Source organism: Tumebacillus amylolyticus (genome assembly GCF_016722965.1).
Lineage (GTDB): Bacteria > Bacillota > Bacilli > Tumebacillales > Tumebacillaceae > Tumebacillus > Tumebacillus amylolyticus.
Window position 1 is genome coordinate 41,891 of the sequence record NZ_JAEQNB010000008.1, and the last position, 25,527, is coordinate 67,417.

Below are 25,527 nucleotides of genomic sequence, written 5' to 3' on the forward strand. Positions count from 1 at the left end.
AGGAGGTACCTGAATCATGAGAAATGCGCTGACCGTCGATGTCGAGGATTGGTACATGACATCCGATTTTTCCTTCGACGTCTCGACGTGGAACCAATACGAAGACCGTGTGGTCGGGAGCACGATGCTCTTGGTGGAGTTGTTCGACCACTACAAAGTCCAAGGGACGTTTTTCATCTTGGGCTGTGTGGCGGAGCGTCATCCGGAGTTGGTCGAAGCCATCGCGCGCCGCGGGCATGAGATCGCCTCGCACGGCGGCTGGCACCAGATGATCAATCGGATGTCGCTGGAGGAGTTCCGAGACGACCTGCGCTATTCCAAGCAGGTGCTCGAAGGCATCACGGGCAAATCGGTTCGCCTGTTCCGCGCTCCGTCGTGGTCGATTACGCCGGACCGCTACGAAGCGTTGCGAATTCTCGCAGAGGAAGGCTTCCACGTCGATTCGAGCCTTCAACCGTTTCGCACGCCGCTCTCCGGCGTTTCGGGCTCTCCGCACACGCCGTTTCAGCCGGTGCTGAACGATGAAACTCTGTCACTCTTGGAGTTCCCGCCGACCGTTTTGAAAAAAGCGGGGATGACGATCCCGTTCTGCGGCGGGTTCTACCTGCGGACGTTGCCGACTTGGTTTTTAATTTGGGCCTTGCGACAAGTCAACGCCGAACGCTCCGGCTTGATCTACGTGCATCCGTGGGAGTTCGACCCGGAGCAACCGCGTCTCGACGCAGCGCCCCACATCAAATTCATCCACTACTACGGCTTGAACGGCACGATGAAAAAACTGGAACGCCTGCTCCAGACGTTCCAGTTCACGACGCTCGGCGAGATCATCGGCTTGCAACCGAACTACCCGCCCGTCGCACTTCTCCAACCGAAAGGGCGTCTGGCGTGACCACGATTCGCCTCTGGACGGCTCGCGGCATTCAGTTTGCCAAAACGGATACCGGGGTCGTCGCGCTGATCAACTTGTTGCTGGCGTTCGTCGCGTTTGGAAAAGACCTGCTGCAAGCGGCGGTCTTCGGCACGTCGCCGACAGCGGATGCATTGACGCTGGCGTTTTTTATCCCCGATACGGTGGGAAACAACATCTTGGCGTTTGCGATTGGCGTGACCTGTGTGCCGATGTTCGCCAAATTGCTGGCGGCGGGGGAGGCCGATCGGTTTCGGCGGATGTTTCGTCAGCTCTGCCTCTATGCCCTCGGAATTTCAAGCGCGCTGTTGCTGGCGATCTACTGGTTTCAAGAGTCGCTTTTGGAACTGTTGGGAAGCGGCATGGAGCCCGAAGTTGCGAGTTTGACGCACGGGTTGTTGAGGCTGTTGTTGCCGACGATGCTGATGTTCCCGCTTTGCACGATCATGACGGGGGCATTGCAGGCGCGAGGTTCGTTTAAAATTCCGGCGCTCGGGCCGGTTTTGGCAAACGCGGGCTATCTCGCGGGGCTGGTGCTGATCTTGATCGTGCGGCCCGCGCAAGAGACGGGCGCTTGGTGGACGGCGATGGGGATCGTCGTCGGGGTGCTCTTGATGGGGGCCTTGCTTGCCAGGGCACTTTTTTCAGAGAGAGTGAGCAGACCGAGATTGGCGCGGAGTTTGGAGCACGCAGACGATTTGAAGCGCGTGTGGCGGGCGTTCGCTCCGTATCTGATCATTCTCTTCGCGCAGCAGTTTGTCTTCATGGTCGAGCGACATGTGGCGTCGACGATTGGCAGCGGGGTGATTGCGGGGCTGAACTACGCGTTTCGTCTCTCGCAGTTTCCGAACTGGGTGTTCGTGTCGGCGATGACGACGGTGATGTTGCCTGCTCTTTCTCGGGCGGTCGCCGCTCGGGATACGGGCGATCTTCGAAACGTAATGAGGAACGCTCTGCAAGTGACGTTGCTGGTGACCGTGCCGGTTGCATTGATTTTCTTTTTCTTCCGAACACCGATTCTCTCGCTGTTGTTTCAACACGGGTCGTTTGACCGGCAATCGTTGGAGACGACCTCCGAGATCATGGCCGGGTATTCGCTGGCGATCATCGGAGTGGCGCTGACCAACGTCGGACTGCGCTATTGCATGGCGGTTGAGCGTATGAAAGCGCCGCTTCTCATCGGATTGGCGGCGATGGCGGTCAATATCGGATGTGATCTATACGGGGCTCCGCGATTTGGGCCGGCTGCGTTGGGGTACGGAGCGGCTTGCGGAGCTTGGGTGAACGCAGGACTTCTCCTGCTGGTTCTCGCAAGGGATTTACAAAAAACTGGGGCTAAGGGTGCATCGCTATGAATTCCTTTCTCATCGTCATACCGGGGTACAACGAAGAACAGAACATCGCCAAAGTCCTAACCGGGATCTTGGCTCAGAATTTGCCCGCCGACATCCTCGTCGTTGACGACGGTTCGCTGGACAAAACCGCACAAATTGCCTCTTCCTATCCGGTGACGGTGATCTCGCATCCGTACAATTTGGGATACGGGGCGGCCTTGCAAACGGGGTACAAGTACGCCACCGCCAAAGGCTACCAATTCGTCCTGCAATTTGACGGAGACGGGCAACACGATCCGATCAACTTGGTGAACTTGATCGCCGAGCTGCAAAAAGGCGGCGTGGACATCGTCATCGGATCGCGTTATCTTGAAGGAGGGACCTCGTTTCAAACCGGGGCCGCCAAAAAAGTCGGCGTGCAGTTCTTCCGCCGCATGATCCAAACCACCACCGGCTTGAAAATTTCCGACCCGACCTCGGGACTTCGCGGAATCTCGGCGGCCGTGTTCAACTACTACGCCGTTCGCGACCGTTTTCCGGCAGACTTCCCGGATGCGGACATGTTGATCGAGCAAATCTTCCGAGACTACCGCATCCGCGAAATTCCGGCGCACATGCGTCACCGGGAAGCGGGCGTCTCGATGCATGCAGGTTTGAAGCCGATCTTGTATATGATGAAAGTGTCGCTGGCGATCTGCGTCGTCCTGTTGCAATCCAAACTGACGAAGCGGGGGGCCAAACATGCATCTTGAACTGAAAATTTTCCTCGTCTGCTGCGGCCTCGCGTTTGCGTTCGTCGTGCTGAACTTGCTTTTGAAGAAAAAGATCACCGAGTGGAACGTCATCGCGTGGGGCCTTGGCGCGCTCGTCATCCTCTTGATCTCCGCCAACCCGAATTGGGTGGACGGTGCGGCGAAGTTCCTCGGCATCGACTACCCGCCGTCGCTTCTGTTCATGCTCTCCACGCTGGTTTTGCTGGTTCTGGTCCTGTACCAATCGATTCAAATCTCGGCGCTCCAATCGAAACTGCGGCAGATCGCCCAGCATGTGGCGGTGCAAAAACACCTCGACATCGAGTCGCCGGTGCAGCACGCCCAAGCGGCCGCCGCGTCGGAGGGAGAAACAAACTCCTAGAGAGAAAGGAGGCGGCCACGTGTTGTCTCGTGTCCTGAACCTCAGTACCACCTACGCAAGCGTTGGACTTGGTGTGTTGGGCGTGCTCTTGGTGCTTTCGTTTCTCGTCATCATCTGGCAGGGCCGTGTACGTCGCCGTCATGCCTTGCAACTGCAACAAGCCACCCGCCTGCTGAAAAACATCAAGCCCTCTGCCGGTGTGGAGAACAACCTCAACATCATCCTCGAAACCTACAGCGGCATCCTCGATGCGCACGGCTATGCGTTTTACCTGCTCGATGAAGCGCAGAACAAATACCTTCTGAAGTCGGTCCGTCACCTGCACGACGACAAGGGAAAAAAAGCCTCGCCATCTTACAACCGCTTGGCTCCCGACAAAAAAGAAACCTACCAGCCCCCGATCTCTCTGCAAAACGAGGGCATCGGCAAGTCGATGGAGTTGATCCACGAAGGGCGGGTTCCGCTGCTCTCGATCCCCCTCGGGACCGGCAAAGGGTTGATTCGGATCGGCCCGATCTCGTCCATCCCCGGCCGCGTTCGCAAACAGTTGGAGTTCGTAAATGAACTCTTGCCGCAAGTGGTGGACGTTTTGGTCGAAACCGACAGGATGAAGATCCAGACGGACATCGTCGTCACATCGGAGACCGCCCTGCGCTCCGTCTCTTCGATGGCGCTCAACTCCGACGCCGTGATGAAAAAAGCGATCGAGATGTTCGCCACCTCGATGGGCATCGCAGACGGGTTTATCATGTTCCAAACCAAGGGCGGGTTCCAGATTCCGGTCTCGTTCGGGTGGTCGGCGAGTCAAGAGAACGCCATCTACCGCGACCGTGAAGTCGGCGCGCAGCTCTGGCGGGCGATTGCCCAACGCGAGGACGTGGTGATCCGTCACAACAACGCGCAGTATCCGAAACTGTCCGGTCTCTTGAACGCTCGCGGGCATGAAGTGCTGTTGATCGGGAAGTTTTCGGACAGCATCCGCACGGGGCTTTTGGTTTGCCGGGTGGACACCACGGTGGATACGGGGCTTTCCGAAGAGCAGTTCTCGACGTCGATGCGTTCGCTTTCCAAAGCGCTGAGCCGTCTGTTGCGCATCCAGAACACGATCAAGCCGATGACGAACAACTACATCGAGCTCTTGAAACTGCTCTCGAAGACGATTGACGATCTCAACCCGTACACGGTCGGTTATTCGGAGTTGATGAGCCGGTACTCGATCATCATCGCCCAAGAGATGGGCTTGCCGCAGCGCGAGATTCAAGACATCGCCCTCGCCGCTTATCTCTCCAACATCGGCGTGCTCGGTCTCTCCGAGGAACTCTACCTCAAAGAAGGCAAGTTCTCCGAGATCGAATTTGAAAAAATGAAGCTGCACGCCGAAGTCGGAGCGGAGATCATCGAGATGTTGCTGGGGAACCAAGCGGTGGGTTCGTATATCCGCTACCACCACGAGCGGATGGACGGACACGGCTATCCGGAGGGATTGAGCGGGGGAGACATCCCGGTCGGGGCGAAGATCATCGCCGTCGTGCAGACGTTCCTCGCCAAGATCAATGGACGCAAGTACCGCACGCCGTTGCCGTTTGACAAAGCGTTGGAACTCCTGAAAAACTCCGCCGGTGCCCAACTCGACCCGCAAGTGGTCGACGCGCTGGTCCGCTGGTACCAACGCAAGCGGGGCACGGTGAAAAACACGGGCCGCGCGCTCGGCCCGTGCTGGGAGATGACCTGCTCCACCGCCGAAGTCTGCGCCAACTGCCCGGCATTCGGTCAAGTTCACCAGAACTGCTGGGAGATGGACCGCAACAACTGCCAAGCACACGGGAAGTCGTGTGAGTCGTGCTTCGTTTACACGGAAGCGATGGCTCGGAAGACCAGCTTGGGTGGGAAAGTCGTGTAGAGGTTGGAGTAGTTGGTTCGTGGAAGAAAAGACAGGTCTCAACGGGGCCTGTCTTTTTTTATAAAAAAACCCTTTGTCGCAAGCGATAGGAAGGGAGCCTCCTACCTTTACGTAAAGGGTGAGAGTACAGTCTACGATTGCGGATGTGTATCCTTGTAACGTTTCTTGACCTCCGGAAACTTGAGGTTCTCCGTATAAGACGACCAGTATTGACGCATATCTGATGCCTTCGCGTTTTGAATTTTGGACGGATCAACTTCTGAGAGGTACTGGAGGTCTTCGCCCATCGATTTGAGATCTGTTTGGAGTGTGTTCCATTTTGCACTCCCTTTTTCTAGATCTACTGTTTGTCGCAATCGTGAGTCGACAGCCTCTCTGTAGTCTAAGAATAGTTCGGAAATAAAAGAGGTACTGGGACCGAAATCTGGGTCATCATGGTACAGTAGGTACCCTTGCAGGCTGTCAGCTTCAACTTCTGCGGCTTTCAAGGAGTTTGAAACATTCAGCAGAGCATTCATGACTTCCAGTTGAGATACGTCTCCCCAACGACTCTGAAGGTCTCGTACTGCTTGATCTGCCATTTTCACATCCGTTATCGCCTTGGAGACATGAGTAGAATACTCCTGATGGTGATGCTTATCGACTTGATTCGCGGCAACCCAGTAAGTACCTACAACCAATACAACTCCTGCCAATGCACCTAAAAACCAGCGTGATCTGTTCAATCCCACTCCTCCTTGTGCTATCGCTTACTCCTCGTATGTTGCGTACTTGAGATGTCATAGCTCATCGAGTGAATCTCATCTCTGTACACCATCAATATTTTTCCATTTTAGTACCCTTATATATGGAAGACAAGTTTTTTGCATACTTAAATAAAAAAGGCGACCTGTTTACAGGTCGCCTTTTTCATGTGCTGGGGTCTTAGAAGTCGAAGTTGTCTGGGTCCGGGCCGACACGGTGGTTTTGGTTCAGGGAGTCGATTTTCTGCATCTCGCCTGCCGTCAGTTCGAAGTCAAACAGAGTCGCGTTCTCCACGATGCGCTGTTCCTTGGTAGACTTCGGGATCGTCACGACGCCGTGTTGCAAGTCCCAGCGCAGGATGACTTGGGCGATGGACTTGCCGTGAGCATCGGCGATCTCTTGCAAGACCGGGTTGTCCAACAACTGCCCTTGCATCAGCGGAGACCACGCTTCCAACTGAATGCCTTGCTCCGTGCAGTACGCTTGCAGTTCTTTTTGTGTCAACATCGGGTGGTACTCGACTTGGTTCACCATCGGCTTGACCTTCGCGTCTTGCATCAAGTCTTCCAAGTGGTGAATCTGGAAGTTGCTCACGCCAATCGCTTTGACACGGCCTTCTGCATAGAGAGATTCCAACGCACGCCATGCTTCCTTGTACTTCCCGGCTTTCGGCCAGTGGATCAGGTAGAGGTCCAAGTAGTCTAAGCCGAGTTTGCTCAGGCTGGTCTCAAACGCTTTTCTCGTCTCTTCGTACCCGAGGTCCGCATTCCACACCTTCGAAGTGACGAACACGTCCTCTCTCGAAATTCCGGCGACCCCCAACCCTTCGCGAATCCCTTGTCCCACGCCTTGCTCATTTCCGTAGATGGCGGCGGTGTCGATGCTGCGGTAGCCGTGTTGAATCGCCGTTTTTACTGCGTTCACGAGCTCTTGTCCTTCTTCTACTTTGAACACGCCGAGGCCGAACCAAGGCATGTTTACCCCGTTATGCAAAGTGGTTGTCGATTGCAGATTTGTCGTCATGATCATCAAACCTCCGAATTCGTTTTTTGTGCTTTTTTCTCAAGACCGAGACTCCAGCCGGTCAGCAACACCGCGAGCACGACCATCAACGCCCCGATCCAAGGCGTGTGACGAAGCCCGATCGAATCGGTGATCAACCCGCCGAAGTACGACCCGATGGCAATCCCCGCATTGAACGCCGCGATGTTGATCGCCGACGCCACGTCCACCGCGCTTGGCACATACCGCTCTGCCAACAACACGACATACAATTGCAACCCCGGCACGTTCATAAAAGCGAACAAGCCCATGAGGAGGATCGTCACCAAGCCAGCGACTTTGTACTGCGCGGTGAAGCTCAACACGGCGAGCACAACGGCTTGCAGGATAAACATATAGAACAACGCTTTCAACGGTTTGCGGTTCGCCGCTTTCCCGCCGAGTACGTTCCCAATCGCAATGGCAATTCCGTACACCAACAAAATCACAGTAACGGTCGAAGCGCCGAATCCGGTAATCTCTTGCAACAACGGAGACAGGTACGTAAACACAACGAACGTCCCGCCGTAGCCAAGCGCGGTGATGATGAACATCAGAAGCAAGCGGCCGTTTTTCACCAGTTTGAGTTGGTCACGGAACTTCGAGGCCGTGCCTTTGCGCAGCGTGGACGGAACGAGCGTCAGGTTCGCGATCAACGCGACGATCCCAATCGCCACAATCGCCCAAAACGCAACTCGCCAACCAAACTGCTGTCCGAGGAACGTCCCAATCGGAACCCCGGTGACCGTCGCCACCGTCAATCCTGAAAACATCATCGAGATCGCACTCGCCCTGCGGTCCTCCGGAACGAGGTCTGCCGCAATCGTCGAGCCGATCGACATGAACACACCGTGCGCCAGAGCGGAGACCACACGTCCCAGCAAGAGAATGCCAACGGAGGTCGCACTCGCCGCGATGGAGTTCCCGAGCAGGAACACGATCATGATCCACAGGAGCAACGTTTTCCGTGCGATCCCCGACGTCATCGTCGTCAAGATCGGGGCGCCGAACGTCACGCCCAGAGCGTATAGAGACACCGTGAGTCCGGCTGTCGTGATCGAGACTCCCAAGTCTTGAGAGACGAGCGGCAGCAGGCCGACGGAGATAAATTCTGTGGTGCCGATGGCAAATGCGCTGACCGCCAAGGCGAGCAGTGCCAACGTACTTGCTTTTTTATCTAAAGCCATTTCAATCCCTCCTAGTCGTTATGAACTATGAACTGTATTATGGAGGAGAGAGTACGAAAAGATAAGAACGTACTTTTTTGTACGGTAGGTACTAAAAAGTTCCCTCAAACGAAGCTGGAGGCATGTTTCATGACTCAGAAAAAATACAACATTTCCGTCGAAGCAACGCTGGAAGTCATCGGGGGCAAGTGGAAAACGGTCATCCTCTGTCACCTCACCCACGGAACCAAACGGACCAGCGAACTGCGCCGCCTCATGCCGAAAATCACGCAAAAAATGCTCACCCAGCAATTGCGCGAACTCGAACACGACGGCGTCATCAACCGCATCGCCTACAACCAAGTTCCCCCGAAAGTCGAGTACGAACTCAGCGAGTACGGGCAGAGTCTGACCGGAATTCTCGATTCCCTGTGCCATTGGGGAGAGAAGCACATCATTAAAGTCTATGGGGACAAGCACTCGGTGCTTGAAGACAGCATCTTGAACCAGTAAGCGGCAATCGCATGAGAGCAACGCCGCATGAAAAAGAGACCCTCACGTCGAGGGTCTCTTTTTTCGCATGGTGTTCTGTTGTGCTAGATCTCGATCTTCTGCACGTTCGACTCGACGATGCGGGCCGAGAGTTTCTCGACGGCGAGACCTTGGGGGAATCCGAAGATTCCTTTTTCGATCACGAGGTCCATGACGGCGTGGATTTCGGTGGTGGTGATGTCCGGCTTCGGTTCCGGGATGACGAGTTTGACTTTTTTCTTGAGGCTGGTGGTGAAGTAGAGTTCGAGATCGCGTTTTTCCATGGGGGAGTTCCTCCTAGTGGGTGGTTTTAAATTAGATGCGGGTCAGGTCTTCACGGCTGAGGAGTTGGATGTGGTGGAGCTTGTAGGAGCTGAGGCTAGCGAGTGCTTCGCCCACGGCGAACACGTCGTCCTGCGTGGCGGTCGGCAGCACGCGGGAGTAGGTTTTGTCCTTGAACTGCGGTGCGCCTTTCTCATCGAATCCGGTTTGCAGACGAAGCGCCATGCTCGTTAAGCCTTGGTTGGTGTTGATCATTGTTGCATCCCTCCAGAGGTGTTTTGGCCTTACACCCCCTACCATGCACGCAAGGGCCAAAAGTGCACATAAGATTTTGAAAAAATTTTTGACCTAGAACAAAAAGAAGGAAGTAACACATAAATAAGAAAATAAGGAAGTATCCATGTACCACAATATTTGATGGGAGGAGCACCTCAACATTGGGAATCGGACAAGTGGTCACCGTGTTTATCTGTATGCTGTTGGTTTTCATCGCGAGGAGATGGTTTTCCAAAAAACCGATCTTACAAGTAGGGCTCTTACTCGATGCTACAATGACTACTTTTGTTATTTGGCTGATAGAGTTTTTGGTTCATTAGCAAAGCAAAAAAACGCCCAACCAGTTCTAGACTGTTGGGGCGTTTTTCATTAAGATACTTGCCAAGTAGTAATACTAACCTTTCCGGTTGGATCTATTACAAATTGATACCGATCATGCCAGCTACCGTATGAACCATCATTACTCTCATACACAATCACAGTTTGAGTACCGGAATAGGGTACTGGAGCTGTACAAATCTTCCCAAGGAGCGGGATGTTTTGTTGGATCTCCCAACTCGCACCACCTACTGCCCAATCACCGAAGTTGAATGGTTTTCCCAGGCCATTCGCCCAGTCAAACCATCGTGCCATTTTGGATACGGTTGCTAAACGCATCGTCAGATAGGTACCGGTTGCGTTCGCGGCGGTGGACATAACCTTACCTGTGAAGGCATCAAAGCCGGTTGTTGTAGCATTTTGGGTGTAGTAGTAGGTATCAGGACGATTGAAAAAGAGGAATTGTCCATTTGATACAGTCCATTCAAGTTGGTGACTCCCGCTCCACGTTACGTTCGTATTGAGGTAAGGTGAGCTCGTAGGGTCAGGTTCGGGGATATAGTTGTTGTGGACGCTGCCATCTGTGCTTTTTCCACTCAGTTTATGAATATTGTCTTTGAAGGTGTTGTCGACCATGACTTTAAGATTCTTTACTTGTTTTCCTTGATCCTCCGGAAGGGGCAGGTAGGAAGCCTCAAGACCTTTCCCTTCGGTGACGTACTTATCCTTTACTTCAAGTGTCCCTTGAATTGCTTCACTCGCAGAAGTACTTGAGGAACTGAAAGAAATAAGAAGTAATGCCGCTGGAATAACGAATTTTTTTTCAAGCATAAGAACCACTCCTAGTCATTAATGAATTGCATACAAGTAACATTCCTCGGAGAAATAGAAAAACCTCCATTTATTTTTTTATATAGTAAAAACAATTCACTCATGTGAGTTTCGCGGAGACTATACGCCAAATGTTATCGGATCAAACGATGACGATCAGTCAGCGATTTAAACATATTCGGATTGAAAAAGGCTTCTCGCAAACTGAACTTGCGGAAGGAATTTGCTCGAAGATTCTTGTTAGCCATTTGGAGGATAACCGTCAGCTACCTTCGGCTTCCATGCATCGAGTTTGTTCGAAGGTGATCGTAGGAGCCGTGAGGTGGCGGTGGTCGGTGAACGCTTGAAGTTACTTTACTACTGGAAGGTCAGGAATGACACAGGGAGGATTGGCAACCGGGCTGTGCACATATGAAATAATCTTCCGGATGGAATCGGACAATGCGAGACCCTCTTTTCACATGCTGTCTGAGATTGCGAAGCGGTTGGGAGTAAATGTGGACTTTATATTCGAGTCCAGTGGAGTTTCGGAGGATTCACTTATCCACCAGCTTGCGAAAATACAAATGCGTACTGGTGCCGTTCATAAAGCCATCGAACTGCTCCAAACTCAATCGGATGCCTCCAACTCGCAAAAGAGTTCCACCAAAAGCAAAACTACCCCAAGGCCATCCAATGCGCAGAGCTTTCCAGGCATTTGCACGACCTTCACCGTCAACAGGTCGAAGGAGCACGACAAAAAAGCCTGTACGACGCTCATACAGGCCAGGACTCGTATTCTCGATAGACTGAAATCCAAGGGCGTCCAACTCGGTACGGTTACGAACGAATGTAATACAACAGCACGACCGCCACGACATTGAGGAGCGCGAGAAGACAGGAGGCGAACAATCCCTTCTGTTTTTTTCGATGCAACGAAACGCCGTACCCAATGGTGTACAGGAGGACGGCGACGAGGGGCAAGAGACGCAAGATGAGTACCAGGATTTTCAAAGGAAACTCTCCTCAACTTCCTTAGGGTTGGGGGATAAACGGCCCCAATTGCTTGCCGGTTCGTCGGATCTTGCAGTCAAACGTCACCGTGATGCGCGCTTTGGGAAATTGGTTCGCCCAATCCACTCGGTCCCACTCGGGATCGGTCCAGACTTGCTGTTTCGCTTTTTGATTGAAGCGAAAGATGTCGCCTTTCCATTGGGTCTGCGCTTTATGGATCAAGGCTTGGGATGCCGCTTCCAACGATTTGTTCATCTGATTTTGAAGGAGTTTGATCCGATCTTCCGACATGGCGTAATTGACATCGGACTGTTGGGCGTCCAAGTCTGCGTCGATGGGAACTTTCACTTTGATTTGGTACGGTTTATGAGAGAGATCGACATGGATATCCGGTTTTTCTTGCTGGAAAATCGAGCAGGCGAAGTACTTCTTGTCTTTCAAAGGGTCGGAAAACATCTGATGGTACCGTTTCAGATCCCCTCGCAGAAGTCGCATGTAGGTGGTCTCGGCGCCATCGATTCGGCCCACCATCACGTCACTGCGGTACAAGGCGGTCCCCATCAATTGAACAGGATTCGGGTAATGCGAAACGAGTTCACCCGCATAGAACGTATCTCGATTCTTCGAGTCCGAATAGTCCGTGCTCTCCCTCAGCCCTGCGTATACCGTGGTCGCGACCTCTCCCGATTCTTCAGAACTGGTCAGAAACTCATGCAACTGCGCGGTGGGGATGTAGCCGGTCGTATCCCCGGTTTGCGAGATCAGATCAAAATACTTGTAGTTCGCTTTCGACAACACCCGTTTGTTTTTGCGGATGAACTCCTCGGCGGAGTCTTTGCACGTGATCAAGATGATGTCACGTCTGAATTGCCGTTCGCGGATGAGGGACTCAATGGCCCGAACCACTGAATTTTTTCTCGCAAACGACTCGGAGACGATCAACACTTTGGTGTGGACGAGCGAAATCTTACGGGGAATCGTGATGTTAAAAAGATCACGCGTGACCGTGAGACTCGGATATTCAAGCGTCATGATCTGGGAGGAGGAAATTCGATCCCCACCTCCTTGCTGTCGGCCGTACGCATTGGGATTCGAGATGTCGTAGGTCACGCGAACCATTTCTTTTTCGTTCCCTTCTTCAATCCCGATCATCGTGACGAACGCCAAGTCTTCGAGTTCCTCTTGGTCCCAACAGCCGGTCGTGCAGAGGATCGCGAGCAGCAAGACTCCCACAAGCAACGGGTTAGGTCTTTTTTTTCCGAACGACCAACAGGAGAAGCAACAATCCGACCATGCCATAGAAGACAGCTCCTCCCATCTGGACGAGATACGTGTCCTTGAACTGGATCGTCTGATAAAAAAACGTGGGGATCAGCGCGAGAATATACATCAAGCAGGCGAACGAGGGAAGCATCGGCTTAAAGTTGGAGATCCCAAACATCGTGGCGTAAAAGTACGACGCCATATAGAGATCCAAAGCGAGCTGCACGAAGGCGATCATCAGCCACACGGACGCATAGATTCCCTCCAAGTGCTGAACGAATCGGCTCAAGTAGATCAAGCGGGCCAACTCCAGAAAGGGAAACGAGACCATCCCGAGCGAAGGCCAGCCAATCACGGTGACTTCTAAAAAAAGCAACGACACGGTCAGTCCCACCGCGTAGAGAGAGCCTCGCAACACGCCTTTTCGAAAACTTGCAGGGTCACGAACCAGATGACCGAACAACGGCATCGCAAGAATCTCCCCGAAGTAAAAGGAGTGTTTGAAACCCTCGATCAGAAGAGACGGGGCACCGGGTCCCAAGATGGGAAACAAATGAGAGAACTCGATCCGATTGCCCAGCAAGAGGAACAACGAGACCACGACGCCCAGCAACCACGGTAAAAAAATATGACTCACCCGTGCGATGGTCTCCAGCCCCTTGTAACACAGGTACAGCATAATCAAAAGGGTCGTCATGAGGAGCGCCCAAACGGGGGTATCGGGCAGGGTGACGATCTTGATCTGATCCACCAACAGCCGCAGATTCAACATCCCGTTCATGATCAACCCGACCGCCGCCATCCCGATGTACAGTTGCCCCGCCCAGCGTCCAATCCGAATTTCCAAGATTTCAAACCAACTCATGCCCGGATGCCGACCCATGTACTGAAGAATCCAAATCACGACGGCCAGGCTCACGAATCCGGAGAGCAGCGTCATCATCCACGCAGCGCGTTGCCCACTCGAAATCATCAAGAGGGAACTGGGATTGAACAATTTCCCCGCAACCGAGATCACGACAAGCGACATCCATTCCTTGTATCCGATATGTCCATCGCGTATCATCCGGTTACTCCTCCTTTGGATGATCCCATTGACGGCCTTCCTCGTTGTGGAATCTCTCCTCCTGTTGCGGTCGCGTGTGTTGCCCGTAGACTTTTTGCAGCCAATTTTGCCCCCGGAAGATAAAGTCGCGATTGGACTTCATGTGGGGAAAACGCGGAGCCATGAAAGGGACTCCAAACGATTGCAGAGAGACGATATGGGCGAGCATAAACACCGTACCGACTGAAATCCCCAGAAAGCCAAGCGTACCTCCCAGCGCGAGAAAAACAAATCGGAAGATGCGAATGGCAAAGCTCAAGTCTTGATTCGGAATCGCAAACGAGCCCAACCCCGTAATCGAAACCAAGATGACGAGAATCGGAGAGATGATGTTGGCTTGAACCGCAGCTTGCCCTAAGATAAGCGCCCCTACGATCCCAATCGTCGACCCGATCACCGAAGGCAAGCGCAACCCGGCTTCCCGAATCAACTCAAACGCAAATTCCATGATCAGAATTTCCAAGAAGGTTGGAAACGGAAGCGTCTCCCGGCTCCCGGCGATGGCGAGCATCAAATCGGTCGGGATCATCTCCGGTTGAAAATTGGTGAGTGCGATGTAGATGCCCGGTGCGTACAACGCGAAAAAACAGGAAAGCAAGCGGATCAGGCGGATGAAATTTCCGTAATACATCCGCAGATTGTACTCTTCGGACGTGTGAAACATCGTCCAAAACGTGGTGGGACATAAGATCGCAAACGGACTGTGATCCACGAGGACGATGACATGTCCATCCAATATCATCGCGCAGGAACGATCCGGCCGCTCCGTGACGGCCAACGTCGGCATCAACGAATACGGGGCATCCTCGATTTGTTGAACGACCGAACCGGACGTCAGCAAGGAAGTGACTTGTATGAGAGACAGACGTCTCCTGACTTCCTCCACCAGCTTTGGATTGGCGAGATTGTCCAAGTACAGCATGGACAGGCGCGCCTGCACGGTACCGCTGTTCATGATGTTTTCCACGATCAAATTCTGGTTGAGCATTTCCTTTTGTATCAGACCGATGTTCAGGTCGTGGTTTTCCACGAACCCTTCATGCGATCCCCGGATGACAATTTCGGTCTTGGGCTCTCCGATTTTGCGACCCATGACACTTGCCACATCGACGAGCAGGCAGACGGGGGAGTGCGGGAGAAACAGGGCCGCATGACCGCGCAGCATCATCTCCTGTACCTGCTGAAGCGTCTGGCTTGGCAGTGAGGAGGTGGTTTTGAGCACCGAAGTCTGAACCGCTCTCGTCCGGTCTCGATCCCAATCCAAGGCGATTTTCTGCAGAGGTTCAACGACCCGTGCGTTTAGGAAATTTTGATCCACCAACCCTTTGACATACAAAAGATACGCAGCCCCCCATTGTCCGGACTTGTTCGGCAGGGCGAGCGTGCTGGAGGTGAATCCTTTATTTTTTGGATAATGAAACAACTGTTCCAAGAGCTTCGCATTTTCCCGGGCGTTGGAAGTAAAGGACGGCTCAGGATGCGAGGAGAGTTCAGGTGCCTCCGATCCCTTCCGATCTCCCAGAGAGAAACGATCGACGGGACCGGTGGTGGAATACAGCCTGTGGAGGAGACGCTTGAATTTTGTCGGAGTTCCCATAGTCCCTCCTGAGATGGAAGTTTCTTCTTAGGTATTACGTTTCCTCAAACGGGGGCGTGTATGCGCGTTTCTTTGTTGTCGGTTACACGGGATTTTTAAGATAGTCCGTATCTCGGGTCAAGTGCGTGAACCCGAGCTTGCGCGAGGTTTTTTCATGAACGGGGTCTGAGCTGGCCGACACGGTAAAAACTCGGACATCCCGCAGTAACCGTAGCCTCTCCTGTACCCACGCATCCTGATAAAGCTCCCCCCGCCAGTCTTCCCAGAGGACGCCGTCGAGCCATGACTTTACAAGCGGCAACGTATCAAACCCGCGATTCTGAATCAGCATTGCTTCGGGAGCCAACACCTTCAACCTCTGCAAAAAGTCCCGATACGCCGCGAACATCTCCTCTCGCAAGCGCGTCTCCGCCACATACTCCTCCATGTCCCCCACCGTATCCAGAAAAACGCCGTCCATCTCCTTCACGAGGATGACGTCCAACACTTCTTGCAACAGAATCCCTTGATACGTCAAATCGCGGATGTCCATCAGGTACGAGTCCCACTCCGGGAAGTGTCTGTAACTCCGCAGTCCCCGCGTCTTCACGTACCGCGCCTCATTCCACGTCGGAGTCTCCAGCACGCTCAAATACCCGATCACAACCGTCCCCGCCGCTTTCCACGCGCGCACTTGCTCCACGTTCACATGCCGCGGTTCCACAATCACCATGTCATAGCCCCATAACGAAATCTCCGTCGTAACAGGCCCGTAGTAGATCTGAAATGTTTTCATAGCCTAGGAATTTCGGTGTGTCGTTGTCATAACCTGCAGAGGGCCCGACTATACTTCTACTACCTGTGAAACGAGAGGTACGAGAAGGGGGCAAACTCGTGGATACGCAAAAAAAAGCGCGCCAACCCCACAAGAGTCGTTGGCAACGCGTCACGAACTGGCTGCGCGGTCGCGGCCCGATGGAGGAGGAACCCTCCGAATTTGAGAAGCTTCGTCAAGAAATTGACGCAGCTCGCAAGGAGTGGGCCATCGCCCAACAGCACATCGACCATGTGTCTGAACCGGAGTTGATCGACCACGCCATTTACTATCTGGAGGCCGCCGAACGCAAGTACGGGTACTTACTTAGGGAAGCAAAAAAGCGCTACAACACTGGGGAAACGCCTGTCCCGGAACCGTCCCGATGAGGGGCGGTTCTTGGTGTTTTCCTCACTTGCCTAAAGGTTAAACGATGGAAAGTCAGAACATCATCTTGATTTTCATTTTGTTTTTCACAATTTGGAAACAAAAAAAGATGCATATTTCCCGCAAACTCTGCTATACTAAGAAGTAACCAACCAAAGTTTAACATTTTGGATGGCCTCCCAGGGCGTTGGCGTACGCCGCCAACCGCTCCATTGAGACGGTGACCCGCAATTGCGGTGTCGCCGTTTTTTTTTTGCCCTCCTATCATCTCTTTCCTCGGTTGTGCATAGAGTAGGAAGGAGGACAAGGGGAAGGGAATGAGGCAAATATGACAGCTTGGCAAGTGATCGGGCTGATGATCGGTGCAGTTGTAGTGCTCTACCTCGTCACCCAATTTGTACGCGAACCGGGCACGGCGCTGATGAATCTCGTGCGCGGCTTGATCGTCGGCGTGGTGGCGTTGGTGCTCGTCAATTTGGCGGGCGGATACTTCGGGTTCCATATCGGCCTGAACCCGGCGACGGCGTTGACAGCAGGTTTGCTTGGCCTGCCGGGTGTCGCTGCACTGGTCATCATCCACCTCTGGTTGATCTGACCGTTTGGATCGAAAAAAAAAAAGCCTGTGCTCCGCAGACGTTTCAGACGTGCGGGACACGGGCTTTTTTCGTTACGATTTCAATGAGATGAGGAAGACGCCGACCAGAATCACCGCGCCGCCGATCCATCGTGTGAGCGGGATGTTCTCGCCAAACACCAACCACGCGGAGAAAATTCCGATCACGTACGCGAAACTTTGCAGCGGATAGGCGACGGAGAGTTTCATGTTGTTGAGGATCACGAACCACAGTCCGGTCGCAATGACGTACATGAAGCCCCCGATGTAGACGCCGGGCGAGGTCAGGACGTTTGAGATCGTCAAACCGCCGCTCATGTTCGAGAGGGCGTTTTTCCAAACGATCTGACCGCCGGACAGCAAGAGGATGTTGCCGAGCAGGAGAGCATAGAGGACGAGCTTACTCATGCAGGGCACCTTCCTTTTTCAAAGCGGCTTCTCGTTCGCGGTGTTGGTAGATCGCCAGTTCTTGCGTCAGTTTCACGACGCGGTCGGAGAGCTTGGAGATGACCACGGTGAGATGCAGCAGATACGCGAAGCAAAACAGGAGCGCGATGAGGAACAAAAGCGACGGCGCGTAGACGACGTCAAGCCAGGTCGCGAGCTCCACCAGCCAGTCCGATTTCACGGAGACGATAACGATGACGACGCCGAGCACGATCCACATGATCGAATATTGTTCGCGCAACCGGCGGCGGCGAACTAAGGAGAGTACGAAGAGGACAAAAAACAAGGAGAACAAAATTGAAAGCACGTAGATCGCAGGGGTGTTGAACACGGTCACAGAGCCCCCTCCTTGCGCGTGGCGCTGATCAGGACGGCGAGGCCGACCTTGACCATGTAGTAGATCGATTTGATCGGCGTGATCGACGAGGAGCCCGCTTGGCGCTCGCTCATCTCCACGGCGATCTCACGGAATTTCAAACCGCGGCGCGAGATGTGGACGAGCACTTCCACTTCGGGGTAGTCCACGGGGTAGTAGTTCGCAAACATCTCGATGACGCGTTTGTCGGCCGCTCGGAAGCCGGAGGTCGGGTCTTTGCAAACTTGACCCGTCACCCACTTGATCAAGCGGGAAAAGATGACCATGCCGACCCGGCGCGCCGCAGACGATTTGTACGCGGTCTTCTCCACCCATCGAGAGCCGACGGTGAAGTTCACTTCTCCGCGCAGGATCGGCTCGATCACCTTGGGGATGTCAAACGGGTCGTGCTGACCGTCCGCATCAATTTGCAAGGCGATGTCGTAGTCGTTTTTATGTGCATAGAGATACCCGGTTTGCATCGCACCGCCGATGCCGAGGTTGAACGGCAAATCGATGACGGCGGTCGCTCCCGCAGCACGGGCTACTTCCACCGTGGCGTCTCGCGAGCCGTCGTTGATGACGACGACGTCGATGTCATCGGAAACCGATTGGATTCGTTGGATGACGTGGGCGATGCTGCCCTCTTCGTTGTAGGCCGGGATGATCACCAGAACTTTTGGAGTCTCGTTCATGAATTCCTCGCCTTTTCTACTAGAATAGTCGGATGCCAGTATTTAGTATGACCGATGTTTTGGCAAACTACAACTCTTTATCTGCGTGTAATTGGAAGACACGCACAGGGAACGGCTTTTTTTCATAACGTATAAAAAACTTCGATCCTGCTATACTGGGTTGATAGTAGACGCAATTTTTCGAGAGGATGTGCGAGGATGGAAGAACGGAACTGTAACGAGACCGGAGGCACGTGCATTGTTTGTTCGCAGCAGAAGGAGTTGGGGATTCGAATCTTTCAGTCGTTCCTCTGCACAGAGTGCGAACGAGAGATTGTGCAGACCGACGCCCAAGACGAGAAGTACCCGTATTACATCGACCGCATGAAACAGATCTGGATGTCAGCAATCTCCTAGGGGATTGCTGACTTTTTTGTGACTGCAAGTTTTCCCGCTATCTTTATGACCCGTGAGTCAGTAAAATGTAAGGGAGAGAGCAGTGGGAAAGGGGCAAGAGTATAAATGAAGAAATTAACATGGTTCTCCATGAAGAACGCAGGCTTGATCTTCATGGTGATCCTTTTGATTTTCGGCGGAGGGCTGTACTCCGTCAAAACGATGAAAATGGAGCAGTTGCCAAACGTCGACATCCCGTATCTCTCCGCGACCGCCGTGTATCCGGGCGCAACGCCGGAGCAAGTGCTGGAGGACGTCGCGAAGCCGATGGAAACCCAATTGGCGACCGTCAGCGGCGTCAAGAACCTCTATGTCACGTCGATGGCCAACGCCGCGTATGTGACGCTTGAGTTCGAGATGTCCAAATCGATGGACGACGCGGAGAAGGACGTCAACACGGCACTTTCCAAAGTCCAATTCCCGGACGGTGTGAAAAAACCGGAAGTCGCCAAGCAAGGTCCGACTTCAGACGCGATCTACACGTTTGCGGTCGATGGAGGCGGTGCGGACCAAGCGACCGTCCAGCAGTTTATTGAACAGAAATTGCAACCGTCGCTCCAAGCGGTCAACGGGGTCTCCAAGATCGAAGTCGACGGGTCTGCGGACAAGAAAATGTTCGTCAAAATCGACCCGGACAAGCTCAAAGAGCACAACCTGACACTCGATAAAGTCAAACAAGCCCTGCTTGCCAACAACGTGTCCGCTCCGACCGGTTCCGTCACCATCGACGGCAAATCGATGAACGTACAAGTCGGCAAGCAACTCACCTCGATTGACGATGTGAAAAACGTCAACCTCATCCTCGTCGAGCAGAACATGAACGGCATCACCGACGCGTTCAAATCGATCGGGGACGGCATGGGCCAACTCGGTTCCGCCGTCGGCACGATGGGCCAAGGTATGGGGAGTCTCGCACAGGGACAAGCCTTGATGCAACAGGAAATTCAGATCATGGGCGGCATCAACCAACTGTCTGCGCAGATGTTGCAGGACCAAGCCGCTCTGCAAAAAGCGGCCACGCCGCAAGAACAACAACCTCTGCAAGCGAAACTCGCAGGGGAGCAAGCCAAGATCACCGAACTGCAAGGCAACCTCACCAAAATTCAAGACGCGCTGAAAGCAACGGGCGAGTCTTCGCAGAAGCTCATGGAAGGCATGAAGTCCTCCTCCGGGCAAAAAGCGTCCGCACCTGACGCAAACTCCGCCAAAGCGGGCGTCTCGCTCAGCTCGTTGAAGCTCTCCGACATCGCCGACGTAACGTATGAAGTCGGGGACGCAGGCTCCTACACCCGTCTGAATTCCAAACCGGCGGTCGTCGCAGGCGTGTACCCGGCGATTGGAGCGAACACCGTCGACGTGGTCAAAGGCGTGCAAGACAAACTCGACGCCTTGACGCTTCCGGACGGCTACTCGATCACCAAACTCCGCGACAACTCCGTCGAGGTGAAAAAATCGGTGGACTCGATGCTGCGCGAAGCGATTTTCGGTGCGCTCTTGGCAGCGCTCGTGACGCTTGCGTTCTTGCGCAACTTGCGTTCGACCATCGTGGCGTTGCTTTCGATTCCGCTGTCGATTCTCGTGACGATGATCGTGATGAAGTACATGGATTACTCCTTGAACATGATGACTCTCGCCGGCGTAGCGGTCGCCGTCGGGCGTGTCGTGGACGACTCCATCGTCGTCATTGAAAACATCTACCGCCGAATCCAGACGTCGAGCAAGGAAGACCGCAACGCTTCTCTCGTCATGCAAGCGACGGGCGAAGTGTCGTCGGCGATTACTTCTTCGACGGTGACGACGATTGCGGTATTCGGCCCGCTGGCGTTCGTGCCGGGCATCGTCGGCAAGTTTTTTGCCCCGTTTGCTTGGTCGGTCGTCATCGCGTTGGCGTTCTCTCTGCTGATCGCGGTCACGGTCGTGCCGTTGATGTCGCGACTCTTCCTGCTGAACTTGAAGCCGGTTGAGCATCGCGAAGGGCCGCTGCAACGCGGCTATCAGAAGCTCTTGCACTGGTCGCTGGGGCACAAGACCCTGATCATCATCCTCTGCCTTGCCCTGCTTGGAGGCACAGGACTTCTCAGCACGCAGATTCCGAAGAACTTCTTCCCCGCGGAAAAAGCGGTGTACTACAACTACACCGCCGACTTGCCGGTCGGTGCTTCTCTGGATGCTACCAATAAAGTAGCGCTTGAGATGGAGCAGATCGTGCAAGACACGAAAGCGGTCACCGATTACCAAACCACCGTCCATGCCGGCAGCGTGCGCGTACGGGCGACGTTGAAGGAAGACACCGACGGTGACGCTTTTGAAAGTGCGGTTCGTGAGAAGACCAAGGCGGCGAATAATTTCGGCGACGGCATCAACACGGCGATCTCCGGCAAGAGCGGCATCACCGGAGGCGGCGACCTGTTCCTCGTCGTCAACGGCCCCGACCTCGACACGATCAAAAAAGCGGCCGACGAGATGAAAAAAACGGTCGAAGGCGTTGCCAACGTCGCCGATGTAAAAACCAACCTCGAAGGCGGCCGTCCGCAAGTCTCGATCACCGTCGACGACGCCAAAGCGGCGGAAAAAGGCATCAACCCGGTCATGATCATGGGCGCGGTGCGCGACATGCTCTCCGGTTCCTCGGTCACGAACGTCACGATTGACGGCAAGACGACCGAACTCAACCTCGGCCTGAAAGTCGACGGTCTGGACAACACCGACAAAATCGCCGCGCAGTTGCTCACCAACATGGCCGGCGAGGAAGTCAAGATCGGCGACGTCGCCAAAGTGGAGCAGAAAAACGGCGCGTCCTCGATCCAGCGCCTGAACCAGCAAGAGTACGTCTCCATCTCCGGCAAGATCACCGACAGCAACACGTCGGGGGTTCAAGCGAACGTCGAAGCGGAACTGGCGAAATTGAACGTTCCGGCGGGTGTGACGTACTACTTCGAAGGCGAGTCGAAAGCGATGGCGGACGGCTTCACCAACATGGCGTTGGCGATTGGCGTTTCGATTGCCTTGGTTTACATGGTTATGATGGTGGCGTTTGGCGAGATGCTGGCTCCGCTGGCGATTCTGTTCTCGCTTCCGTTCATCTTCGTGGGCTCGATTGCGGGTCTGTACTTGACGAACGAATCGCTCGGCATGCCGGCAATGGTCGGGATTCTGATGCTGATCGGGATCGTCGTCACCAACGCCATCGTCCTGATCGACCGCGTGATGCAAAACCGCGCGAAAGGCATGAACACGCACGACTCCCTGCTGGAAGCAGGCTCGACGCGGATTCGCCCGATCCTGATGACGGCCGTTGCGACCATCGGGGCTTTGGTCCCGCTGGCGATCTCGTCCGACGGCGGGCTGATTTCCCGCTCGCTGGCGATTGTCGTCATCTCCGGCTTGACCACGTCCACTCTCCTGACCCTCCTCGTCGTCCCGATCGCCTACACGATCCTGGACAACATCCGCTTCGCCCTGTTTGGCAAGCGCAAGGAGAAGGCGAAGGTGAAAGCTGTAGAAGCGTAAGAAAAAAAGAGACTCCCGGTTGGGGGTCTCTTTTTTTTTCATAGTTGCTTCAAGACCGACTTTTTCAGCTCGAAGCGGCAGGTTTTCAGGGGGTCGACGACTTGGCAGATTTGGAGGTTGCCGGCGAGGGAGAGGAGGGCGATGGCTTCGTGTTTGGGCAGACCGTGTTCCGTTTCGAGGTAGTGGACCATGTTTTTCGTCGCGAGCGTGGCGGCGTCGTCGAGGAGCGGTTTTGATCCGATGGCGTAGACGGCATCGGCGGTTTCGGCCATCGGGAGCTGCCAGTCTTTGTTTTTGAGGACGGAGAGGTGGACGGTGACTTCGCCCGCGATTTCGACACCGCAGACAGCAACTTCACCGTCGCCCATGGCGGCGTGGAGGTCTCCGAGGGCGAACAGGGCACCGGGGACGTTGACGGGCAGGTAGAGAGTCGTGCCTTCGGTGATGATCTTGCAGTCCATGTTGCCGCCGTGTGCATCGGGGGTGCCGCAGGAGATGGCATCGCCTGCCGGAGCGGTGCCGATGACGCCGATCATCGGGTTCAGCGGGAGGCGTACTTTTTCGGAGAAGACCACTTCGCCGTTCTCGATGGGGAGGAGGCGAATGACGTTTTCTTGGAGGTCGTCGCCGATGACGCCAAGTCCGGGGCCCGTGACCATGACGCCGCGAGAGGCGAGTTGAATGCGCTCGATGCGAACGGCAAGGACATCGCCGGGCTCTGCACCTTCTACAAATACGGGGCCGGTTGCGGGGTTGATGCGGTTCCAGTCCAACTCGGCAAACGGGGTGTCGACGGCGGTGATTTGGTTTTCGAAGCAGTCGCAGGTTTCGAATGTGACGTGGGCACCGTTTTCGACGGTGAGTACGGGGGCGTGGTCTTTGGACATGGCGTAGATCATGTTGTCTTTGCTGATTCGATGCATGTTCGTCCATCCTCCTGGATACGTTTTTTAGTTATTCAAATCATAAGGCAATTCAGTGAATGCGTCAAAAAAAAGAGACCCAGCCCGCGATTGGGCTGAGGTCTTATTTTTTTCAAACATTTATCGTCCGCGACGACCGCCGCGACCGCCACCTGAAGTTTGGGGAGGACGTCCACCGGAACGACTGCCGGTATTTCGAGCACGAACTCCGCCGTTTCCGTACGGGGATTGCATTTCAGTAGTCGATTCATGACCGCCACGTTGGTCGCGGTCAGCATAGCCACCGCCGCGTTGTTGCTGGTCACGATCTGCGTAGCCACCGCCAGAGCGACCACCGCGTTGTTGCTGGTCACGATCTGCGTAGCCACCAGCCGAACGGCCGCCGCGTTGTTGCTGGTCACGATCTGCGTAGCCACCGCCAGTGCGACCACCGCGTTGTTGTTGATCACGATCTGCGTAACCACCGCCAGAGCGACCACCGCGTTGTTGCTGATCACGATCACCATAGCCACCAGCCGAACGTCCGCCGCGTTGTTGCTGGTCACGATCTGCGTAGCCACCGCCAGTGCGACCACCGCGTTGTTGTTGATCGCGATCACCATAGCCACCGCCAGTGCGACCACCGCGTTGTTGCTGGTCACGATCACCATAACCACCGCCAGAACGACCGCCGCGTTGCTGTTGATCTCTGTCCCCACGGCCTCCGCGTGGTTTTTCTCGGTCGCCGGAGCGGCCACCACGGTTTTTATCGCGGTCTCCGTACCCGCCGGAACGCTTAGGTCCACGGTCACGGTCTCCGCCGCGGCCGCCGAACTCCTTTTTCTCCCCGCTACGTTTGGGCAGGGTCACTTGCTTGTGAATCGAACTCTCAATGCCTTCCTCAATCGCTCCCAACGTCCCGCGATCTCGCGGAGTCACATACGTCACCGCAACCCCACGCTGTCCCGCACGACCCGTTCGGCCAATTCGATGGATGTAACTCTCCGTATCAAACGGAATGTCATAGTTGAACACGTGCGTCACGCCCTCAACATCCAACCCCCGCGCCGCAACGTCCGTCGCAACCAGCAGTTGAATTTTCGCATCCCGGAACCGCTTCATCACCTGCTCGCGTTTCGCCTGCGACAGATCGCCGTGCAACTCATCGGCTTCAAAACCCTCTGCCACCAATTCCTCCGTCAACTTCTTCGCCCGACGCTTTGTCCGGCAGAAGATCACGGCGAGGTAGGGGTTGTACTTCCGAATCGACCCAATCAACGCCGTCGACTTGTCACGATCCGTCGTCTCAATGACAACCTGCTCGATCTCATCCAACGTCACACGCTTGCTCTGCACATGCACGCTCACCGGATCATGCATATACCGCTTCGCCAAGTCTTGCACGTTCTTCGGCATCGTCGCGGAGAACAGCATCATCTGCCGATCTGCCGGCGCATGGTCCATAATCTGTTGCACTTCATTTAAGAACCCGATATGCAACATCTGATCCGCTTCATCCAAGATCAGCATCTTCAAATTCCCGAGGTCCACCGTTTCGCGACGCAGGTGATCCAGCAAACGCCCCGGCGTCGCGATGATCAGATGAATCGCCCCGCGCAGCTTATGAACTTGCGCATCGACATCCTGCCCGCCATACGCGGCGAGCACGCGAGCGCCGACGGCGGGAGCGAGCTTTTTTACCTCGTCTGTGATCTGAAGCGCCAACTCACGCGTCGGTGTTACAACCAGCGCTTGCACATGCTCGGATTCCACATCCAACGTCTCCAGAATCGGCAGCAGGAACGCCAAGGTCTTGCCTGTGCCCGTCTGTGCCTGCGCAATCACATCCCGCCCGTCCATGAGGGCCGGAATGCTCTGTTCCTGTACCGGCGTCGGTTCTAATACGCCGTGTCTCTGTAAAAGATTCACCAGCTCCGGGCGTACGCCCAGTTGGGAAAAAGTCGTCAT

The 25,527-nt window shown here is 54.5% G+C and carries 26 protein-coding genes; 10 read left to right on the top strand and 16 right to left on the bottom strand.

Annotation, left to right across the window (positions count from 1 at the left end; translation table 11 throughout):
* Positions 1-16 precede the first annotated feature (16 nt).
* From JJB07_RS20675 to JJB07_RS20695, 5 genes are read left to right on the top strand one after another with little or no spacing between them, the layout of a single operon-like run.
* The gene (locus JJB07_RS20675; protein ID WP_201638012.1) at positions 17-889 is read left to right on the top strand and encodes a DUF3473 domain-containing protein; all 873 of its coding nucleotides are present in this window, start codon (positions 17-19) and stop codon (positions 887-889) included.
* Positions 886-2,262, top strand: coding sequence for a lipid II flippase MurJ (gene murJ, locus JJB07_RS20680; protein ID WP_201638013.1), 1,377 nt, complete (start codon positions 886-888; stop codon positions 2,260-2,262). Before JJB07_RS20675 ends, murJ begins: the two co-directional genes overlap by 4 nt.
* Complete coding sequence (locus tag JJB07_RS20685) at positions 2,259-2,993, top strand: glycosyltransferase family 2 protein (RefSeq protein WP_201638014.1); 735 nt, start codon at positions 2,259-2,261, stop codon at positions 2,991-2,993. The genes murJ and JJB07_RS20685 overlap by 4 nt, the downstream gene beginning before the upstream one ends.
* Complete coding sequence (locus JJB07_RS20690) at positions 2,983-3,375, top strand: DUF2304 domain-containing protein (protein WP_201638015.1); 393 nt, start codon at positions 2,983-2,985, stop codon at positions 3,373-3,375. Before JJB07_RS20685 ends, JJB07_RS20690 begins: the two co-directional genes overlap by 11 nt.
* A 19-nt stretch (positions 3,376-3,394) precedes the next feature.
* Positions 3,395-5,275: an HD domain-containing phosphohydrolase gene (locus tag JJB07_RS20695; protein WP_201638016.1), complete on the top strand. Its 1,881-nt coding sequence runs from the start codon at positions 3,395-3,397 to the stop codon at positions 5,273-5,275.
* Between the two features lie 131 nt (positions 5,276-5,406).
* Here the strand turns inward: JJB07_RS20695 and JJB07_RS20700 are convergent, their stop codons facing one another.
* The 3 genes from JJB07_RS20700 to JJB07_RS20710 all read right to left on the bottom strand — a co-directional run bounded on the left by JJB07_RS20700 (position 5,407) and on the right by JJB07_RS20710 (position 8,247).
* Complete coding sequence (locus JJB07_RS20700) at positions 5,407-6,000, bottom strand: hypothetical protein (protein ID WP_201638017.1); 594 nt, start codon at positions 5,998-6,000, stop codon at positions 5,407-5,409.
* 199 nt (positions 6,001-6,199) lie between these two features.
* Entirely contained in the window at positions 6,200-7,042 is an 843-nt protein-coding gene (locus JJB07_RS20705) for an aldo/keto reductase (RefSeq protein ID WP_201638018.1), read from the bottom strand.
* 5 nt (positions 7,043-7,047) lie between these two features.
* Complete coding sequence (locus JJB07_RS20710) at positions 7,048-8,247, bottom strand: MFS transporter (RefSeq protein ID WP_201638019.1); 1,200 nt, start codon at positions 8,245-8,247, stop codon at positions 7,048-7,050.
* A 129-nt stretch (positions 8,248-8,376) separates the two neighbouring features.
* On the opposite strand from JJB07_RS20710, the gene JJB07_RS20715 reads away from it, so the two are divergent.
* Positions 8,377-8,739 carry a winged helix-turn-helix transcriptional regulator gene (locus JJB07_RS20715; protein WP_201638020.1) on the top strand — a complete coding sequence of 121 codons (363 nt, stop codon included), beginning with the start codon at positions 8,377-8,379 and terminating at the stop codon, positions 8,737-8,739.
* Between the two features lie 83 nt (positions 8,740-8,822).
* On the opposite strand, the gene JJB07_RS20720 is transcribed toward JJB07_RS20715, so the two are convergent.
* The 8 genes from JJB07_RS20720 to JJB07_RS20755 form a co-directional block, all read right to left on the bottom strand.
* Positions 8,823-9,041 (bottom strand): DUF2922 domain-containing protein, encoded by a 219-nt coding sequence (locus JJB07_RS20720; protein WP_201630347.1) that lies wholly within the window; start codon positions 9,039-9,041, stop codon positions 8,823-8,825.
* 31 nt (positions 9,042-9,072) lie between these two features.
* Positions 9,073-9,294 (bottom strand): DUF1659 domain-containing protein, encoded by a 222-nt coding sequence (locus JJB07_RS20725; RefSeq protein WP_236588273.1) that lies wholly within the window; start codon positions 9,292-9,294, stop codon positions 9,073-9,075.
* Positions 9,295-9,684: 390 nt separating this feature from the next.
* Positions 9,685-10,464, bottom strand: a complete 780-nt coding sequence (locus JJB07_RS20730; RefSeq protein WP_201638021.1) for a hypothetical protein — start codon at positions 10,462-10,464, stop codon at positions 9,685-9,687.
* 819 nt (positions 10,465-11,283) lie between these two features.
* Positions 11,284-11,457, bottom strand: a complete 174-nt coding sequence (locus JJB07_RS20735) for a hypothetical protein (RefSeq protein ID WP_201638022.1) — start codon at positions 11,455-11,457, stop codon at positions 11,284-11,286.
* Between the two features lie 21 nt (positions 11,458-11,478).
* Positions 11,479-12,756, bottom strand: coding sequence for a Ger(x)C family spore germination protein (locus JJB07_RS20740; RefSeq protein ID WP_201638023.1), 1,278 nt, complete (start codon positions 12,754-12,756; stop codon positions 11,479-11,481).
* A complete protein-coding gene (locus tag JJB07_RS20745) occupies positions 12,701-13,786 on the bottom strand; it encodes a GerAB/ArcD/ProY family transporter (RefSeq protein WP_201638024.1) in 1,086 nt (361 codons plus the stop codon). Before JJB07_RS20745 ends, JJB07_RS20740 begins: the two co-directional genes overlap by 56 nt.
* A gap of 4 nt (positions 13,787-13,790) precedes the next feature.
* Positions 13,791-15,422, bottom strand: a complete 1,632-nt coding sequence (locus JJB07_RS20750; protein ID WP_201638025.1) for a spore germination protein — start codon at positions 15,420-15,422, stop codon at positions 13,791-13,793.
* A gap of 82 nt (positions 15,423-15,504) precedes the next feature.
* Positions 15,505-16,197 (bottom strand): glycoside hydrolase family 191 protein, encoded by a 693-nt coding sequence (locus tag JJB07_RS20755; RefSeq protein ID WP_201638026.1) that lies wholly within the window; start codon positions 16,195-16,197, stop codon positions 15,505-15,507.
* A 98-nt stretch (positions 16,198-16,295) separates the two neighbouring features.
* On the opposite strand from JJB07_RS20755, the gene JJB07_RS20760 reads away from it, so the two are divergent.
* Positions 16,296-16,604, top strand: a complete 309-nt coding sequence (locus tag JJB07_RS20760) for a DUF2508 family protein (protein WP_201638027.1) — start codon at positions 16,296-16,298, stop codon at positions 16,602-16,604.
* Between the two features lie 326 nt (positions 16,605-16,930).
* Positions 16,931-17,197 (top strand): pro-sigmaK processing inhibitor BofA family protein, encoded by a 267-nt coding sequence (locus JJB07_RS20765; protein WP_236588274.1) that lies wholly within the window; start codon positions 16,931-16,933, stop codon positions 17,195-17,197.
* Between the two features lie 72 nt (positions 17,198-17,269).
* Here the strand turns inward: JJB07_RS20765 and JJB07_RS20770 are convergent, their stop codons facing one another.
* The 3 genes from JJB07_RS20770 to JJB07_RS20780 are packed head-to-tail and all read right to left on the bottom strand — an operon-like array spanning position 17,270 to position 18,712.
* On the bottom strand, positions 17,270-17,623 hold the full coding sequence (locus tag JJB07_RS20770; protein WP_201638028.1) for an EamA family transporter: 354 nt from the start codon (positions 17,621-17,623) through the stop codon (positions 17,270-17,272).
* On the bottom strand, positions 17,616-17,999 hold the full coding sequence (locus tag JJB07_RS20775; protein ID WP_347338382.1) for a DUF2304 domain-containing protein: 384 nt from the start codon (positions 17,997-17,999) through the stop codon (positions 17,616-17,618). The genes JJB07_RS20770 and JJB07_RS20775 overlap by 8 nt, the downstream gene beginning before the upstream one ends.
* Entirely contained in the window at positions 17,996-18,712 is a 717-nt protein-coding gene (locus JJB07_RS20780; RefSeq protein ID WP_201638029.1) for a glycosyltransferase family 2 protein, read from the bottom strand. The genes JJB07_RS20775 and JJB07_RS20780 overlap by 4 nt, the downstream gene beginning before the upstream one ends.
* Before the next feature lie 198 nt (positions 18,713-18,910).
* On the opposite strand from JJB07_RS20780, the gene JJB07_RS20785 reads away from it, so the two are divergent.
* Positions 18,911-19,108 (top strand): sigma factor G inhibitor Gin, encoded by a 198-nt coding sequence (locus JJB07_RS20785; RefSeq protein ID WP_201638030.1) that lies wholly within the window; start codon positions 18,911-18,913, stop codon positions 19,106-19,108.
* 105 nt (positions 19,109-19,213) lie between these two features.
* Positions 19,214-22,657, top strand: a complete 3,444-nt coding sequence (locus tag JJB07_RS20790; protein ID WP_201638031.1) for an efflux RND transporter permease subunit — start codon at positions 19,214-19,216, stop codon at positions 22,655-22,657.
* A gap of 38 nt (positions 22,658-22,695) precedes the next feature.
* Here the strand turns inward: JJB07_RS20790 and JJB07_RS20795 are convergent, their stop codons facing one another.
* The gene (locus JJB07_RS20795) at positions 22,696-23,580 is read right to left on the bottom strand and encodes an acetamidase/formamidase family protein (RefSeq protein ID WP_201638032.1); all 885 of its coding nucleotides are present in this window, start codon (positions 23,578-23,580) and stop codon (positions 22,696-22,698) included.
* A 120-nt stretch (positions 23,581-23,700) separates the two neighbouring features.
* Positions 23,701-25,527: a DEAD/DEAH box helicase gene (locus tag JJB07_RS20800; protein WP_201638033.1), complete on the bottom strand. Its 1,827-nt coding sequence runs from the start codon at positions 25,525-25,527 to the stop codon at positions 23,701-23,703.